This is a genomic window from Kitasatospora sp. MAA19, from assembly GCF_029894125.1.
Taxonomy (GTDB): Bacteria; Actinomycetota; Actinomycetes; order Streptomycetales; family Streptomycetaceae; genus Kitasatospora.
Map to the genome: position 1 here is coordinate 1 of NZ_JARXYZ010000022.1, position 14,681 is coordinate 14,681.

General features: G+C 73.6%; 10 protein-coding genes and 2 pseudogenes. 6 read left to right on the plus strand and 6 right to left on the minus strand.

All coding sequences use genetic code 11. From position 1 onward, the window contains the following. Positions 1-377 precede the first annotated feature (377 nt). The 3 genes and pseudogenes from P3T27_RS27565 to P3T27_RS27575 all read right to left on the minus strand — a co-directional run bounded on the left by P3T27_RS27565 (position 378) and on the right by P3T27_RS27575 (position 3,702). Positions 378-578, minus strand: coding sequence for a hypothetical protein (locus tag P3T27_RS27565; protein WP_280683178.1), 201 nt, complete (start codon positions 576-578; stop codon positions 378-380). Positions 579-1,188: 610 nt separating this feature from the next. After that, positions 1,189-1,341, minus strand: a pseudogene (locus P3T27_RS27570) (IS701 family transposase); the annotation flags it as partial. 168 nt (positions 1,342-1,509) lie between these two features. Next, positions 1,510-3,702, minus strand: coding sequence for an MMPL family transporter (locus P3T27_RS27575; protein WP_280683180.1), 2,193 nt, complete (start codon positions 3,700-3,702; stop codon positions 1,510-1,512). Positions 3,703-4,081: 379 nt separating this feature from the next. Between P3T27_RS27575 and P3T27_RS27580 the strand changes: the two genes are divergently transcribed. Both P3T27_RS27580 and P3T27_RS27585 read left to right on the plus strand, forming a co-directional pair. After that, positions 4,082-5,386, plus strand: coding sequence for a sensor histidine kinase (locus tag P3T27_RS27580; RefSeq protein ID WP_280683182.1), 1,305 nt, complete (start codon positions 4,082-4,084; stop codon positions 5,384-5,386). Between the two features lie 20 nt (positions 5,387-5,406). Next, positions 5,407-6,114: a response regulator transcription factor gene (locus P3T27_RS27585; RefSeq protein ID WP_280683184.1), complete on the plus strand. Its 708-nt coding sequence runs from the start codon at positions 5,407-5,409 to the stop codon at positions 6,112-6,114. 583 nt (positions 6,115-6,697) lie between these two features. On the opposite strand, the gene P3T27_RS27590 is transcribed toward P3T27_RS27585, so the two are convergent. Beyond that, complete coding sequence (locus P3T27_RS27590; RefSeq protein WP_280683186.1) at positions 6,698-7,312, minus strand: helix-turn-helix domain-containing protein; 615 nt, start codon at positions 7,310-7,312, stop codon at positions 6,698-6,700. 106 nt (positions 7,313-7,418) lie between these two features. Here P3T27_RS27590 and P3T27_RS27595 point away from each other — a divergent pair, with 106 nt between their 5' ends. The 3 genes from P3T27_RS27595 to paaI all read left to right on the plus strand — a co-directional run bounded on the left by P3T27_RS27595 (position 7,419) and on the right by paaI (position 9,396). Beyond that, complete coding sequence (locus tag P3T27_RS27595; protein WP_280683188.1) at positions 7,419-7,841, plus strand: ester cyclase; 423 nt, start codon at positions 7,419-7,421, stop codon at positions 7,839-7,841. 169 nt (positions 7,842-8,010) lie between these two features. Next, a complete protein-coding gene (locus P3T27_RS27600; RefSeq protein ID WP_280683426.1) occupies positions 8,011-8,814 on the plus strand; it encodes a transposase in 804 nt (267 codons plus the stop codon). 171 nt (positions 8,815-8,985) lie between these two features. Next, positions 8,986-9,396 (plus strand): hydroxyphenylacetyl-CoA thioesterase PaaI, encoded by a 411-nt coding sequence (gene paaI / locus P3T27_RS27605; RefSeq protein ID WP_280683190.1) that lies wholly within the window; start codon positions 8,986-8,988, stop codon positions 9,394-9,396. 115 nt (positions 9,397-9,511) lie between these two features. Here the strand turns inward: paaI and P3T27_RS27610 are convergent, their stop codons facing one another. Then, positions 9,512-11,209 (minus strand): GAF domain-containing sensor histidine kinase, encoded by a 1,698-nt coding sequence (locus tag P3T27_RS27610; protein ID WP_280683428.1) that lies wholly within the window; start codon positions 11,207-11,209, stop codon positions 9,512-9,514. A 688-nt stretch (positions 11,210-11,897) separates the two neighbouring features. On the opposite strand from P3T27_RS27610, the gene P3T27_RS27615 reads away from it, so the two are divergent. Continuing rightward, positions 11,898-12,764, plus strand: coding sequence for a universal stress protein (locus tag P3T27_RS27615; protein WP_280683191.1), 867 nt, complete (start codon positions 11,898-11,900; stop codon positions 12,762-12,764). Positions 12,765-13,751: 987 nt separating this feature from the next. On the opposite strand, the pseudogene P3T27_RS27620 reads toward P3T27_RS27615, so the two are convergent. Continuing rightward, positions 13,752-14,552, minus strand: a pseudogene (locus P3T27_RS27620) (serine/threonine-protein kinase); the annotation flags it as partial. Positions 14,553-14,681: the final 129 nt, after the last annotated feature.

Sequence of the window (14,681 nt, forward strand, 5' to 3'; positions counted from 1 at the left end):
CTGGCTGGAGCATCGTGAGGGCAGCCGCAGGTGGTTCCCACGTTCACCACTGACCGTTTGACGAGGGAGGTGCCCAGCTATACCCCGGCAGCCTCGCCACGAGTACGCCGCAGGCTTTCCTCGTGGCCTCCCCACCGGCCTATCCATCCCGGCTTCGGAGTCACCCGCCGCATGATCACGGCAGGTGTGCGCTGCGGACCGGCCCATATCCACCAGGTTGGAGCCGGCTCGACGCTTACGGAGCTTCACGCGCTGGTTCCTCTCGTACACCTTCTCGTCTTGCTTGCCGGACCCGCCCCGTCTGGTAGTTCCGGAGCGTCCCGGCGTTGTCAGGACTGCTTTCCACCCCTCCCGGCGACTCCCGGGTCAGGCTGTCCTCAGCTTCGTGGCCTTGCTGCGACAAGGCCACGGCGGCGGTCTTTCACCTCCGCACGGTCAAGTGGCGCCTCGTGGCGCACGAACAGGTCATCGAACCGGCGATCACGATCGCCGCTCGCCCAACAGTGCAGTTTGGTCTGCATCTCCAGTACCCGGCGCTCTGCCTTGAACAAGGCGATCTCCAGCGCGTCGGTATTCACCAACGACCTCCCGGCATTGCAGTCTCCTCCCCGCCGACTTGCTGGCCCCCTTCGCCATGTACGGAGCTTTCCTCCGCTCGGACTACTACGAGGCCTCCGCCCCACCTGCGGCCCTCAGCCGGCAACGGGCCTGTCCCCAGCAGTCCGGACTGGCTGTCCGGCCCCAAGGACGACCGCAGGCGGTTCCCACGTTCACCATGTGCCGATCGGCCAGGTCGGCGTCCCGCTACTACCCCGGCAGCATCGCCACGCCTACGCCGCAGACCTTCAACGTGGCCTCCCCACCGGCAGTTGGAGACCGGCTTCGGAGTTGACCACCCCAGCAGAGCAAGTGGCCACGCACTGCACCCCGGCCCACATCCTCCAGGTTGGAGCCGGTGACAAGACTTACGGGGCTTTACACGGGTTCCTCTTCGTACGCCTTCTGGCCTCGCTTGCCGGACCCGGCACGTCTGGAAGTGCCGCACCGTCCCGGCGTTGTCAGGGCTGCTTTCCATCCTCCCCGGCGTTCCCCGGATCAGACTGCCCTCAGCTTCTACCCAGCCGCTGCGACGGTCCGGCGGTGAAGGTCTCGCACCTCCACTCGGTCACATGGCGCCTCGTGGCGCACCCAGCCGTTCTTGCGGCCGACCGGGCCGAGCGAGCCGCGGACGTAGTCGCGCATCCGCCGGCGTGGCTCCACACGGCTGAAGCGGTGGCCGATGCGGAGGAAGAGGTCTTCGAGTTCGTTGTCCCAGGTCTCGGCTGCAGGCTCGTTGATCACGATGAGAGGCCGCCCCGCCGCTGTCACTACCAACGTCGGCTGCAACCGATCGAGGGGCGGTCTCATGAAGACCGCCCCTGATGGGACATCAGGCCGCTACACTCACCGCGCGCAGCCTCTGAGCAGGCAAAACATCGAAGTCGTGCTGGAGTACTAACGGCTCGCCGGTCAGGGCACCGGGACGCGGTACGGCTCCGGGGCCGGCTCGGCCCGGTGGTGGTGGCGGGCCGGGCGGAGCGGCCACCAGAGGGCGCGGCCGAGCAGGGCGGCGACGGCGGGCACCAGGACCAGGGACAGGACGACGGCGGAGAGCAGGATGCCGAGCGTCAGCGCGAAGGCGACCTGTTCGCTGCCCGGGGTGGCGGCGAGGGTCGCGAAGGAACCGGCCAGGACCAGGCCGGCCGTGGCGATGGCGGGCGTGGTGTGCCGTACGGCGCGGGCGACGGCGGCGCGGGGCGGGCCGGGGCGCTGCATCTCCTCGCGGATCCGGTCGGTGATGAGGATGTTGTAGTCGGTGCCCAGCGCCACGACGAACAGGAACAGCACCAGCGGGAGGGTGAAGCTGACGCCCGGTTCGCCCAGCCCGTGCTGGAACAGCAGGGTCGCGGCGCCGAGGGTGGCGGCGAAGCCGAGCCCGACCGAGAGCATCAGGACCAGCGGGGCGAGCAGGCTGCGCAGGAGCAGCAGCAGGATCAGGGCGATCAGGGCGGCCGCGACCGGGAAGACAATCGCCAGGTCGTGGTCGACGGCGGTGGAGATGTCGGCGAAGATCGCCGCCGTGCCGCCCACGTGGGCGCTGGTCCCGGCGGGTGTGTGGGCGGCGACCGCGGCGCGGACCGGGCCGGAGGCCAGGTCGCGGGCGCGCCGGCTCTGCGGGTCTGCGGTCAGGTAGAGGTCGATCCGGGCGGCGCGCCGGTCCCCGTTGAGGACGGTGCCGCCCGTCTTGCCGACGCCCTCGACCTGGGTGAGGGCGTGGGAGAGGCCGTCGAGCCGGCCGGGGGTGAGGGTGGTGCCGTCCGTGGTGACGACGTAGACGCTCGTCGGGTCGGAGACGCCGGCCGGCAGGGTGCGGGAGATCTCGGCGGCGGTGGCGGCGGCCGGGGTCCGGTCGCCGGCGCCGCCGAGGCCGTAGTCCATCCGGATCCCGGTCATCCCGGCGGCCAGCGCGCCGAGCAGGGCGAGGGCGGCGAGCAGCATCGGCAGCGGCCGCCGGGCGACGAGCGTGCCGAAGCGGGCGGCGAAGCCCTCGCCCGGCTGGCGGCGCAGGCTGCGGGAGGGCCAGAACATGCCGCGGCCGCAGGCGGCGAGCAGGGCGGGCATCATGGTGAGGCTGCCCAGCAGCATGACCAGGACGGCGACGGCGATGGCCGGGCCGAGCGAGCGGAACTGGCCGAAGCTGGCCACGCCGAGGGTGGCGAAGGCGGCGACGATGGTCAGCGCGGCCGAGGTGATCGCGGTGCCCACCCGGGCGGTCACCTGGGCGGCGGCTTCGCGGGCGGGCTGCTCGGGCCGGGCCCGCAGGTGCTCGCGGAAGCGGAAGAGCAGGAAGAGCAGGTAGTCGACGCCGATGCCGAGCAGGACCACGGAGACCAGCCCGGGGGTGCCGGCGTCGAGCTTGAGGCCGGTCAGCGTCGCGGCGACGGCCACGGCTCCGCCGGCCACGCTGCCGATCATGGCGACGGCGAGCAGCGGCAGCAGGGCCGCCGCCACGCTGCGGAACACCAGCACGTTGAGCAGGACGATCAACCCCATGACGAGCGCGCTGCCGACCGTCGCGGCGGTGCGGTGGGAGTCGGCGGTGTCCACGGCGTCGGCCAGTCGCCCGGTGAACCCGGTGCGCATCCCGGCGTCGGCGAACTGGGCCCGGGTGGCGTCCCGGAACGCCCGGTAGACGCCCTGGACGCCCTCGTCCGCGGCGTTGCCGGTCAGTTCGACGGAGAGCAGTTCGAAGCCGCGGTCGGGCGCCACCATGGCCGGGGCGACCCGGGGGGTCTGGGACCGGTCGGGGACGAGGAAGGCCGGCTCGTCGTCCTTCCTGGGCATGACGACCCGGCGCTGGGCGAGCTTCGCCGCCTCGGCCTCGACCCGCTGCTGGTCGGCGGCGGTGAGCGCCTGGCCGTCGGTCCTGGCGACCAGCACCGTGACCGTGGTGGCGTCGGGCTTCATCCCGAAGTTCTCCTCGGCGATCCGCAGCGCGGCGGCCGAGTCGTAGCTCTTGGGCAGGAAGTCCCCGGTCTGGGACTGGGTGACGCGGGCGAGCAGCATCGGGCTCAGCAGGGCCAGGGAGATTCCCAGCACCACCCAGAGGGTGATCACCTTCCACGGGTTCCTGGTGGAGTATCCGGTCAGTGCGCGGATCACGGTTTCCTCCGGCGGTGGACGCGAGCGTCCGCAAGGTCGGTCTCGGCTCCGGGGGTTCCCGGCCGGGTTCCAGACCATCACCCGGGGTGGGCCGCGGACGTCCCTGCGACGGACGATCCGCACCGGGGCCCCTGCTCCTCGGCCGGGCCCGGACCCGGGACCGTGGTCCTGGTCCGGGCCCCCGTGATCGGCCGTGGGGACCATGCCGGGGCGGGGTGGGCCGATGCCAGAATGGGGTCATCGGGCCTGTTCAGAGCCTGTTCAGAGCCTGTTCAGGGTCTGAAACAGGGTCTGATCGGGGCCAGATCGGGCTCATCGGGGGCTCGTCAGGGCTCATCGGTGAGGCGCGGCGCGGGCCGGGCACGGAGGGGGAACGGACATGGGCGGTCATCAGCGCCCCGCGATGGACGCGGCACTCGGGGCGGACCCGGCGCACCCGGCACACCGGGCGAGCGGGAGCCCGGGGCCCGGCGGGGTGGCGGACGCGCCGCCGGAGACCGACGGCGCGCCGTGGACCCACACCGACGCGCTGGTGGCCGCCGGCGCCTGCACGCTCGACCTGCTCAACTACCTGCTCTTCAGCGAGATGGACGGGGTACGCCGGGTGACCCCGCCGGGCCTGCTCCTCGTCGCGCTGTCGGCCCTGCCGCTGCTCGTCCGGCGCCGCCACCCGGTGCCGGCGCTCGCCGTGGTCCTGGCCGTCGAGGCCGCGATCGACCTTTCCACACCGGCGAGCACCCACTTCGGCGCCGTCCTGATGGTCAGCCTGTACTCGGTCGCCCGGGCCCGCCCCGTCCCGGTGACGGCGGCCGCCGCGGCGGCGACGACGGTGCTGACCACGCTGAGCCAGAGCCACCTGCGCGTCCCCTCCTGGCAGGCGCTCGCCGGCACCTCCTGCTCCACCCTGCTCGTGGCCGGCGCCGGCCTCGCCGTGGCGCGCTGGCAGCGGGAGGTCGCGGCCAACCGCAAACTGCTGGCCGACCGCGCGGTGGCCGACGAACGCCGCCGCATCGCACGGGAGTTGCACGACATCGTGGCGCACCACATCACCACCATGCAGCTGATGGCCGGCGGCGCCCGGGCCAACCTCGCCCACCCGGAGGTGGTCCGGGACGCCCTGGTCACCCTGGAGTCCTCCGGGCGACTGGCCCTGCGGGAGATGCGCCAGCTCCTGGACGTCCTGCGGGCCGGCGACGAACCGGACACCGCCCCGCCCTCGCCCCAGCCCGGGGCCGAGGACCTCGGCCGGCTGGTGGACGAGTCCCGGGTGGCCGGCCTGCCGACCGACTTCGGCGTCCACGGGCCCCGCCGCCCGCTGCCGCCCACCGTCGGCCTGACCGTGTTCCGGATCGTCCAGGAGGGCCTCACCAACGCCCGCAAGCACGCCGGGCCCGCCCGCGCGACCGTCACCCTGACGTACGGTCCGGACCGGGTCACCGTCGAGGTGCGCGACGACGGGGGCACGGCGGGCACGGGCGGCGCCGCACCGCAGGAGGCGGTGCCGGCCGGCGGCCGGAGCGGGTACGGCCTGATCGGCATGCGCGAGCGCGTCGCCCTGCACGGCGGCACCCTGCGGACCGGACCACGTCCGGAGGGCGGCTTCGCCGTCCTGGCCGACCTGCCACTGGCCCCGGAGGAGACGGCCGACGCGGCCGTCCAGCACGGAACGGCGACGGCCCGGTGAGCGGGGACGGGGACGGCCCGGTGAGGTCGAACGACGGCGGCCCGGTGGGCGCGGTGGCACCGGGCATCCGGGTCCTCATCGCGGACGACCAGCCGCTGGTGCGGCGCGGCCTGTCCCTGATCCTCTCCCCCGACCCGTCCTTCGAGGTGGTGGGCGAGGCCGAGAACGGGGAGCAGGCCGTCACCGCCGCCCGCCTGCTGCGCCCCGACGTCGTGGTGATGGACATCCGGATGCCCGTGCTCGACGGGGTCGGCGCGACCCGGGAGCTGGCCCGCACCCTCCCCTCCTGCCGAGTCCTCGCCCTCAGCACCTTCGACATGGACGAGTACGTGGTGGCCGCGCTGCGCGCCGGCGCCCACGGGTTCCTGCCCAAGGACGTCTCGCCGGAGGAACTGGGCGCGGCGATCCGCACCGTCCACGCCGGCGAGGCGGTGGTCGCCCCGCGCCTGCTCACCCGGCTGATCTCCACCTACGTCCGGGCCCCGGTCGGCGCCCCGCCGCCGGTCACCGACACGGGCGGGCTGACGCCCCGGGAGGTCGAGGTGTGGCGGCTGATGGCCACCGGCCTCGACAACACCGAGATCGCCCGGGCCCTGGACATCAGCCTGTCGACGGTGAAGAACTACATCACCAGCATCTTCGGCAAGCTCGACGTCCGGGACCGTGCCCAGGCGGTCATCGCGGCCTACGAGTCCGGCCTGGTCACCGCGCGCACGGGAGGCGGGTAGCGGGGGCTTTCTGTCTGCGGGCCCTTGTCGACCGCGAGCTCTACCTGCCCAGGTCCTGGACCGAGGATCGGGACCGCTGCCGCGCGGCGAAGATCCCCCAGGCTGCGAAGAACGAATGCGGCCTGGATCAGTACGAGGTCCGTCGCTACACCGGCTGGATGCGGCACATCACCCTGGCCATGCTCGCCCACGCCTTCCTGGCCGCGATGGCGGCGGCATCAAAGGGGGCTGCAGAAACGGTTCCCGCGCCTTGGTGGACCTCACCGTGGCAGAGATCCGGCGGCTCCTGGCGGCTGGCCGCCCCCACGGGCCGCGTCCGCCACGGTGCTCGCCCCGCGCTCACTCCTCGAACTGGTCCACCTGGCGCCGACAACGCCAGGCCATCGCCCGCCGCTGTCACTACCAACGTCGGCTGCACACGATCGAGGGGCGATCTCATGCAGACCGTCCCTGATGGGACATCAGGCCGCTACACTCACCGCGCGCAGCCTCTGAGCAGGCAAAACATCGAAGTCCTGCTGGAGTACTAATACTCCAGCCGTAGATCGTGATCTCGAGGCCGTCGGCATCGCGTCTGCGGCTTTCAGCGGATGTTGTCGTCCGGTGCGGTGGGAGTGTCCGTGCCCTGTCTGACAAGAAGGACGAGTCGCTCTGCCTGAGTGGCGCCTGTGGCGGTCAGGGCGATCCCATTGGCTAGAGCGAGCAGTTCCGACGGGTCAAGGTCGGAGCGAACAGTACCGGCGCACTGAGCCCGGGTCAGCAGCGCGGACGCGGCGGTGTGCATCGAGGTGTGCCAGCGGTCGAAGAGCGCTGAGCGCTGCCCGGCGCGGTCGTCGGTGATGGACAAAGCGAGTTCCCGCTTGTCGGCCACGTGCGCGATGAAGTCCTGTAGCCAAATGAAGAGGGCGTCGCCGGGAGGGTTCTCGGCAAGCAGGGACTGGCTGCGGGCGCCGAGTTCGGCTACCTCCTCGGAGTAGACGGCGATGATCAGCTCGCGGCGCGTGGGGAAGTGCCGATACATCGTGGCGTTGCCGACGCCGGCCTGGCGGGCGATGTCGTCGAGTGGGGCGTCGATGCCGTGGTTGTGGAAGACGTCCCTGGCTGCGGCTACGAGCAGGTCGTAGTTGCGCTGTGCGTCTGCGCGACGACGACGCTGGGGTTCCGGCCGTGGCGCAGGTCCGGCGTTTTGCGATGACATGACCCTCCTTGTTAATTGGGGACATCCCCGGTTACGGTATCCGAACACGACAAACGGGGAGATCCCCACTTGCCGCCTCAAGCGTGTCCCGCAGAGGAGATTCCGTATGCCACAGGGAACAGAAGACACCGCGCACGCAGGACCGGGCGAGGTCCACCGACGCATCGTCGAGAGCTACGCGCAGATTCTGGAAGGCCGACTCGAAGACGCCCTTACGCTGGTCGACCCGGAGGTCGTCGACCACAGGGGAGGCATGGAAGGCGACCACCGCGGACGCGACGCCTGGCGACAGAAGTGGGAACGAATGAGCGCGGGCAGCGCCTTCCACGACGTCTCGGTGACGATCGAACAGAACATCGTCTGCGGCGACACCTCCGTCAACCGGTATACCAGCCGGGGCACCCACACGGCCTCCGGACGACACTACGAGGTCCTCAGCATGGACATGGTCCGCGTCCACAACGGCCGAATTGTCGAGCACTGGGCCCTGCGCGACGCGGACGCGATGCGCAACCAACTGGACCTGTGAAAGAACCTCCTTCGCCCATCCCGGCAAGCCCACCATCGATGCGAGGCCGACACTGGCACCGGTGCGGCCATCGGCACCCACCCAGCTCTACCAAGACGAGAAGGACCAGACGGTGACCGCCGGGCACAACGTGGACCCCGCCCGCTGGCAGGCTGCGTTCGAGAACCTCATGGGCCAGGTCGCGGGTCGCTTCACCCGGGTCGAACCCCGACGCCGCATGAGGAAGTTGGTGCTCGGGCTGCTGTCCGACCTGCCGCGCAAGAACTGCTGGACCATCGCCGAGTGGGCCGGTGAGACGACGCCGGGCGGAATGCAGCACCTGCTGGGCCGGGCCAAGTGGGATGCCGATCAGGTCCGCGACGACGTACGCGGCTACGTGGTGGAGCACTTGGGCGGCGGTCAGCAGCACCTCGTCCACCTGGCGCTCGACCAGCGGGAGGGAGGCCCCGCCACCACCGGCCAGGTAGGCGAGCGGGAGGCAGCCGATCAACAGGGTCCACTGGTTGACCTTGCTGGAGAGCAGCGCGCCGAGTCCGTCGTCGCCGCGCAGCCGCCAGGCGAAGACGACGGCGACGATCAGCTCGGGCGCCTCGGAGGCGAGCGGGGCCAGCCACTGCACCAGCAGGAAGCGGTCGATGCCGAGCGAGGCGCCGGCGTCAACCAGGGAGGTGGCGAAGGGCTCGGCGCAGGCGAAGACCACGCCGGCCACGACCGCGAAGACCAACACGGTGGTGGCCCGGCGGCGGCGTCGCGGCAGGGCGGCCAACCGGGCCGGGACGCCGACGAGTTCCTCCTCGTCGTCCTCGCTGCAGCGGCCGATCCGGAAGAAGTAGTAGCCGTACCAGGCGATCAGGACGGCCGCGAGCAGCCAGGAGATCTGCCGGGGCAGCGGCATCACGAAGGCCAGCAGGGCGGCCGCGCCGAGGGGATCTCGGCGGCGCCCGTGGGGACGGCGGTCAGGGGTGACTTCTGAGCCATCAGCCGTCCTTGTGCTCGGGGAACGCGAGCAGGCTAGGGGCGGCGCGGGGCGGGGTCGGCCGAACGGGGGTCCGGCGCGGCGGAGTTCCCCCGGACGGCGGCCGGGGCCCGGGAGAGGGGCGTGCCCTAGGCTGGGCCGGACACCGCCGACGGAGGGACAGGACAGATGCTCGACTCCGGGATCGCCGCCCTCTACGCGCGGGACGAGACCTGCCGGACGCTGGGCATCGCGCTGGACGAGGTGTCCGCCGGCCACGCGGTGACGCGGATGACGGTGGCCGCGACGATGGTGAACGGGCACGGGACGGCGCACGGCGGCTACCTGTTCCTGCTGGCCGACGCCGCGTTCGCGTTCGCCTGCAACAGCCACGGCCCGGTCACCGTCGCGCAGGCGGCGCAGGTCGCCTTCCTTGCCCCGGCGGCGGTCGGGGACGAGCTGGTGGCGGAGGCGGTGGAGCGGTCGCGGGCCGGGCGCAGCGGGATCTACGACGTGACGGTCCGGCGGACGGACGGGAAGGTCATCGCCGAGTTCCGCGGGCAGAGCGTGGCGATCGGGGGCAGGCCGCAGGCCGGCTGACCCGCCGCCCAAGGCTGTTCGGTCGTTCGGGTAGGGGCGGTGCGGGTCAACGGCGGGTCGTGCCGCCGACGGGGCGTGGCGGCGGACGGCCCGGGCCAAGGCTCGTGACGTGGCGTCAGGAGCCCAGTGGGGCCTCCCAGGCGATCCTGGTGCCGCCGCCCTCGGCGGGCGCGACCGTGAAGGCGCCGCCCACTCGCTCCGCGCGCTCGGCGAGGTTGCGCAGCCCGCTGCGTCGCCCGCCCTCGGGCACGCCCACCCCGTCGTCGGTCACGGTGAGCGCCACCCGTCCGGCGAGCGCCCGCAGGGTCACCTCCACCCGGGTGGCCCGGGCGTGCCGGGCGGCATTGCTGAGCGCCTCGCCGAGGACGGCCACCAGGTGCTCGGCCAACTCCTGCGGCACGTCGGTGTCCAGCAGGCCCTCCATGCTCAGCCGGGGCGCGAAGCCGAGCGTCCCCTGCGCCTCGGCGACAGCACGCGTGGCCCGGGCCCGCAGACCCCGGTCCGGCTCGCTGTGGGCGCGCAACCCGAAGATCGTCGAACGGATGATCTTGATGGTCTCGTCCAGGTCCCCCACCGCGCGGGCGACCCGGTCGGCGGCGGCCGGGCTGTCGATCAGCCGGCCCGCGCTCTGCAGCGTCATCCCGGTCGCGAACAGCCGCTGGATCGCCAGGTCGTGCAGGTCCCGGGCGATCCGGTCGCGATCCTCCAGCAGGGTCAGCTGCTCGGCGTCGCGCCGCCGCTCGGCTAGCTCCAGGGCCAGCGCCGCCTGATCCGCGAAGCCCAGCAGCGGCCCCGTCTCGTCCGGACCGAAGGCGGACTGCCCGGCCGCCCGGGCCAGCAGCAGCACGCCCCGCCCGTACCCCGCCCCGGTACCCAGCGGCACCGCGACCGCCGGGCCCAGCCCGTCGAAGCGCCCCGCCGGGCCCGCCGGGTAGCGGGCGTCGCAGGCCAGGTCGTCGCTGGTCACCGGCGAACCGGAGGCGTACGCGGCGCCCGACAGCGTGCCGTCCACCGGCACCGTCACCCCCAGCCGAGCGGCCGGGGCCCCGCCCAGTGCGACCTCCACCGTCAGCTCGTCCGCGCGCTCCTCCGGACCGGCCAGCGCCACCGAGACGTCCGCCAGCTCGGCGCCGGCGATCTCCCCCGCCCGGCGGGCGATCAGCTCGACCACCTCCAGCCGGGGCGCCCCCGACAGCAGGCTGCGGGTGATCTCCGCGCTGGCCCGCAGCCAGCGCTGGCGCAGCTGCGCCTCCTCGTACAGCCGGGCGTTGTCGATCGCCACCCCGGCCGCGACCGCCAGGGTGGAGATCACCGCCTCGTCGTCGGCGTCGAAGTCCACCCCGCCGCGCTTGTCGGTGAGGTACAGATTGCCGAACACCTCGCCGTGCACCCGCACCGGCACCCCCAGGAAGGTGTGCATCGGCGGATGGTTCGGCGGGAAGCCCACCGAGGCCGGGTGCTCGGACAGCACCGGGCAGCGCAGCGGCTGCGGGTCGCGGATCAACTCGCCGAGGATGCCCTGACCGGACGGCGGCGGGCCGATCGCCGCCAGCTCCTCCTCGGACAGTCCGACCGTCAGGAACTGCGACAGCGAGTGCCCGTCCGGGCCGATCACCCCGAGCGCGGCGTAGCGGGCGTCCACCAGGTCGGCGGCGGCCTCGACGATCCGGTGCAGGGCCTGGGCGAGGTCCAGCTCCCGGCCGACCGCGAGCACCGCCTCCAGCAGGCTGTGCACCCGGTCCCGGGTGCCGCGCGCCGCGTCGATCCGCCACTGGAGTTCCCCCAGCAGCTCGTCCAGGCGCAGCCGGGGCATCCGCGCGCCGCCGACCGCCGCGCTGCCGTCCGCTCCGCCCACCGGTGTCCTCCTCGTGTGTCGCCCTGAACGCCTCCCACCGTCCGTCGGACCGCCTCGGGTGCCGTCCGACCAGCGGGATTGCCGTGTTCACAAGATAGACCGGCGGATGACGAGGCCTTCGGGCCGGGTGGGACTGCGGCTGCTCCCGGTCCGGGGACGCGGGCACGCTGACCCGTGGAGGCTGACCCCTGGCCCCGCGAGGTCTGACACGATGCCGGCCGGAGCCCGCGCCGCCGACTCGTGGCGGCGGGAGGGGTTCCAGCGTTCCGGGACGCGGCCGCCCGAAGGGCCTGCCCGCGCGGCACGGATCGGAAGTCCGCCGGGCGAAGCGGACGTCCCGGCTCGGGCGGGAGAGCGGCCGAGGCGGCGCCCGGGTGTCGGTGCCCGGTACGGCGGGGTCGGCCGTAGGCTCCGTCGGGCGGGCCTTTCGTCCCGTCCCCGCGGGCCCTGCGGCCTCTGGTGCGGGGCGGGCGGGGGCCGTCAGGGTGGGGGAGTGGAACGGACGGGGCGTCAGCGCGTACCGGTCCCAGCACCGACCTGCCGAGTGCCGACACAGTGGAGGAACCGTCATGAGCGTGCGAAGCGAGCTCATCATCGAGAGGCGTGCGTGGGCGAACGCCCGCGCGGAGCGAAGCGAGGCGGGCGCATGACGCCGACCGTTCTCGTCGGGGTCGACGGCTCGCCGCAGAGCACCGCCGCCGCCCACTGGGCCGCCGAGGAGGCACTGCTCCGGGGCGTGCCGCTGCGCCTGGTGCACGCCTGGCCCTGGCTGACCGACGGCGTGGCCTCCTTCGCCGAACCCGACGATCTGCCCGCCGCCGCGCAGCGGGTCCTGGGCGCGGCCGCCGACGAGATCCGCGAACGCCACCCCGGCCTGGTGGTGCACACCGACGCCGTCCTGGACGCACCGGTGGACGGTCTGCTCTCGGCCGCCGCGGACGCCGCACTGCTGGTGCTGGGCTCGCGCGGCCTCGGCGGGTTCACCGGTCTGCTGCTCGGCTCGGTCGGCATGGCCGCGGCCGCCCGCAGCGACGTGCCGGTCGTCGTGGTGCGCGAGCCGGGCGCCGGCGACGGGGCCGGCGACGGCGGGCCCGAGGTGCTGGTCGGCGTCGACGCGCACGCCCCGGAGGAGGAGGTGCTCGCCTTCGCCTTCCAGGAGGCCGCCCTGCGGGGCGCCCGGCTGCGGGCCGTCCACGGCTGGGACCTCCCACCGGTGTTCGGCTACGCGGGCGGCGCCGTGCCGGCCGGCGAGATCGCCCAGCTGGAGGCGCTGGAAACCAAGTTGCTCTCGCTCGCCCTGGCCGGGCAGCGCGAGCGGCACCCGGACACCGTGGTGGTCGAGGACGTCCGGCTCGGCGCCGCCCGGGGCCTGGTCGAGGCCTCCGCCGGGGCCGCTCTGGTGGTCGTCGGTCGCCGCCACCGGTCGGTCGAGTTCGGGCCCCGCCTCGGCCGGGTCACGCACGCCGTCCTGCACCACGCGCAGGCCCCGGTGGCGGTCGTCCCGCACGGGTGAGGTGACCTACGGCCCGGCGGGCGAGGCCTCTGGCCCGCGCCCGCCGGGCTCTGGCTCCGCGCCGGCCGGGGAGCCGTCGATCCGGCCGCTCACGGACGTCCGTCCGACCGGCCGACCGACGTCGGTGTGTCAGCCGGCCCGGTGGTAGGCGGTGATCGAGACCCTGACCGGCCCGTCGTCCGAGGCGGTGGTGAGCGCGCGGACGACGGCGACGTCCCGGCCGCCCTGGGAGCTGACGCAGAAGCTGCGGCCGGGGCGCAGGGTGGCGAAGGGCAGCGTGGCGGCGGGTTGGGTCTTGATGCCCTTGAGGCACTCGGGGAGGGTGAGCCCGTCGGCCGGTGCGATGTGCGCTTCGTTGTCGTCGGCGATGTAGAACTCACCGGAGTGGCGGCCCAGGTACCAGGTGGCGGTGTCCTGGGCGGCCACCTTCCCGGTGGTGAGGTCGAACTCGTATTGGTGGTCGGGGGAGGTGAGTTCGAGGTTCGCGTACGCGGTGGTGTAGCCGGGGACGGTGGTTGGCTGCGCGGGCGTGGTGGGGATGGGGGAGGGGGAGTCGGCAGTCGCGGCGGCGGACGGCGACGGGCCGCCGGTGGCGGCGGCGTTCTGGTCGTCGAGGTCGTCGAGGTACCCGGGATCAAGAAGGACGAAGGCCGCCGCGGCGCCGACGAGGAGGGCGACGGTGGTCAGCAACACGGTGCGGGCGCCTCGGCGTGGAGTGGCCGCGGCTCTTCGTCCGGTGGGGGCGGCGGGGGCGGGGGCCGGCAGGAGTCTGGTGGCCGCCGGGGCGGGGAGGACGTGCGCGGTCGGGGCATCGGCCGCGGCGCTGGCCGGGGCGTGGCCGCCGACACGCGGGGGAGGCGTGGTCGGCAGGTCGCTGTGGCGGTGGATGTCGTTGCTCACCGGCTGGGGCAGCCAGCCGTCGGCGAAGCGCAGTTCGCCGCCGGTGGCGGGGTGGTCGCGGGCGGCCTCGATCAGCAGGGCGGTGTCCGGCCGGTCCCCCGGGTTCTTGGCCAGGCAGAGCCGGACCAGCTCGTGCAGTCCGGGCGGGAGCCGGGAGAGGTCGGGTTCCTCGTGCACGGCCCGGTAGAGGGCGGCGGGCTCGGGCCCGTCGCCGAACGGCGAGGTGCCGGAGCCGATGGAGGCGATCAGGGCGCCCCGGGGCGAACACGTCGGTGGCCGGGGTGGCGGCCAGGCCGAGGGCCTGCTCGGGGGCCATGTAGCCGGGCGAGCCGATGCGCAGGCCGGTGCCGGTGAGCGGGCTGGCGTCGGCGGCGCGGGCGATGCCGAAGTCGATGACCCGGGGGCCGTCGGCGGCGATGAGGACGTTGCCGGGCTTGAGGTCGCGGTGGACGACGCCTGCGGTGTGGATCGCCTGCAGGGCCTCGGCGATGCCGGCGAGGAGCAGCAGGACGGTCCGCTCGGGCAGCGGCCCGTGCCGCTGGACGACCTGCTGGAGGGAGGGGCCGGGTACGAAGGCGGTGGCGAGCCAGGGCATGGCGGCGTCGGTGCCCGCGTCGACCACCTGGGCGGTGTAGAGGCCGTGGATGCGGCGGGCACTGGCGACCTCCTGGGCGAAGCGGTGCCGGAAGTCGGGGTCCTCGGCGAGTTCGGGCCGGATCACCTTGAGCGCGACCGGGCGCCCGCCGGGGTGTAGGCGAGGTAGAAGCGGCCCATGCCGCCCGCGCCGAGCCGCGCGCAGACCCGGTAGCCGCCGATTTCGCGGGGGTCGTCCGGGGTCAGCGCCTGGAAGGCCGAGGGCGACGGGGCGCCGAAGGGCTCTGTGGTCATGCTGGCTCCCAGCGGGTCGGGCGGGTGGGACGGGAGGGTGTGGCGACCGGGCAGGGCCCGCGGGTGCGCCGACGTCCGAACCGCACGGATCATACCCCGACTGTAGTTTCAGTCAGGACCGGCCCGATT

What these genes read in the sequence shown, in the direction of transcription:
- P3T27_RS27615 (WP_280683191.1), top strand. Translation starts at nt 11,898, where the DNA reads ATGACGCCGACCGTTCTCGTCGGGGTCGACGGCTCGCCGCAGAGCACC.
- P3T27_RS27600 (WP_280683426.1), top strand. Translation starts at nt 8,011, where the DNA reads ATGGGCCAGGTCGCGGGTCGCTTCACCCGGGTCGAACCCCGACGCCGC.
- P3T27_RS27610 (WP_280683428.1), bottom strand. Translation starts at nt 11,209, where the DNA reads ATGCCCCGGCTGCGCCTGGACGAGCTGCTGGGGGAACTCCAGTGGCGG.
- paaI (WP_280683190.1), top strand. Translation starts at nt 8,986, where the DNA reads ATGCTCGACTCCGGGATCGCCGCCCTCTACGCGCGGGACGAGACCTGC.
- P3T27_RS27595 (WP_280683188.1), top strand. Translation starts at nt 7,419, where the DNA reads ATGCCACAGGGAACAGAAGACACCGCGCACGCAGGACCGGGCGAGGTC.
- P3T27_RS27590 (WP_280683186.1), bottom strand. Translation starts at nt 7,312, where the DNA reads ATGTCATCGCAAAACGCCGGACCTGCGCCACGGCCGGAACCCCAGCGT.
- P3T27_RS27580 (WP_280683182.1), top strand. Translation starts at nt 4,082, where the DNA reads ATGGGCGGTCATCAGCGCCCCGCGATGGACGCGGCACTCGGGGCGGAC.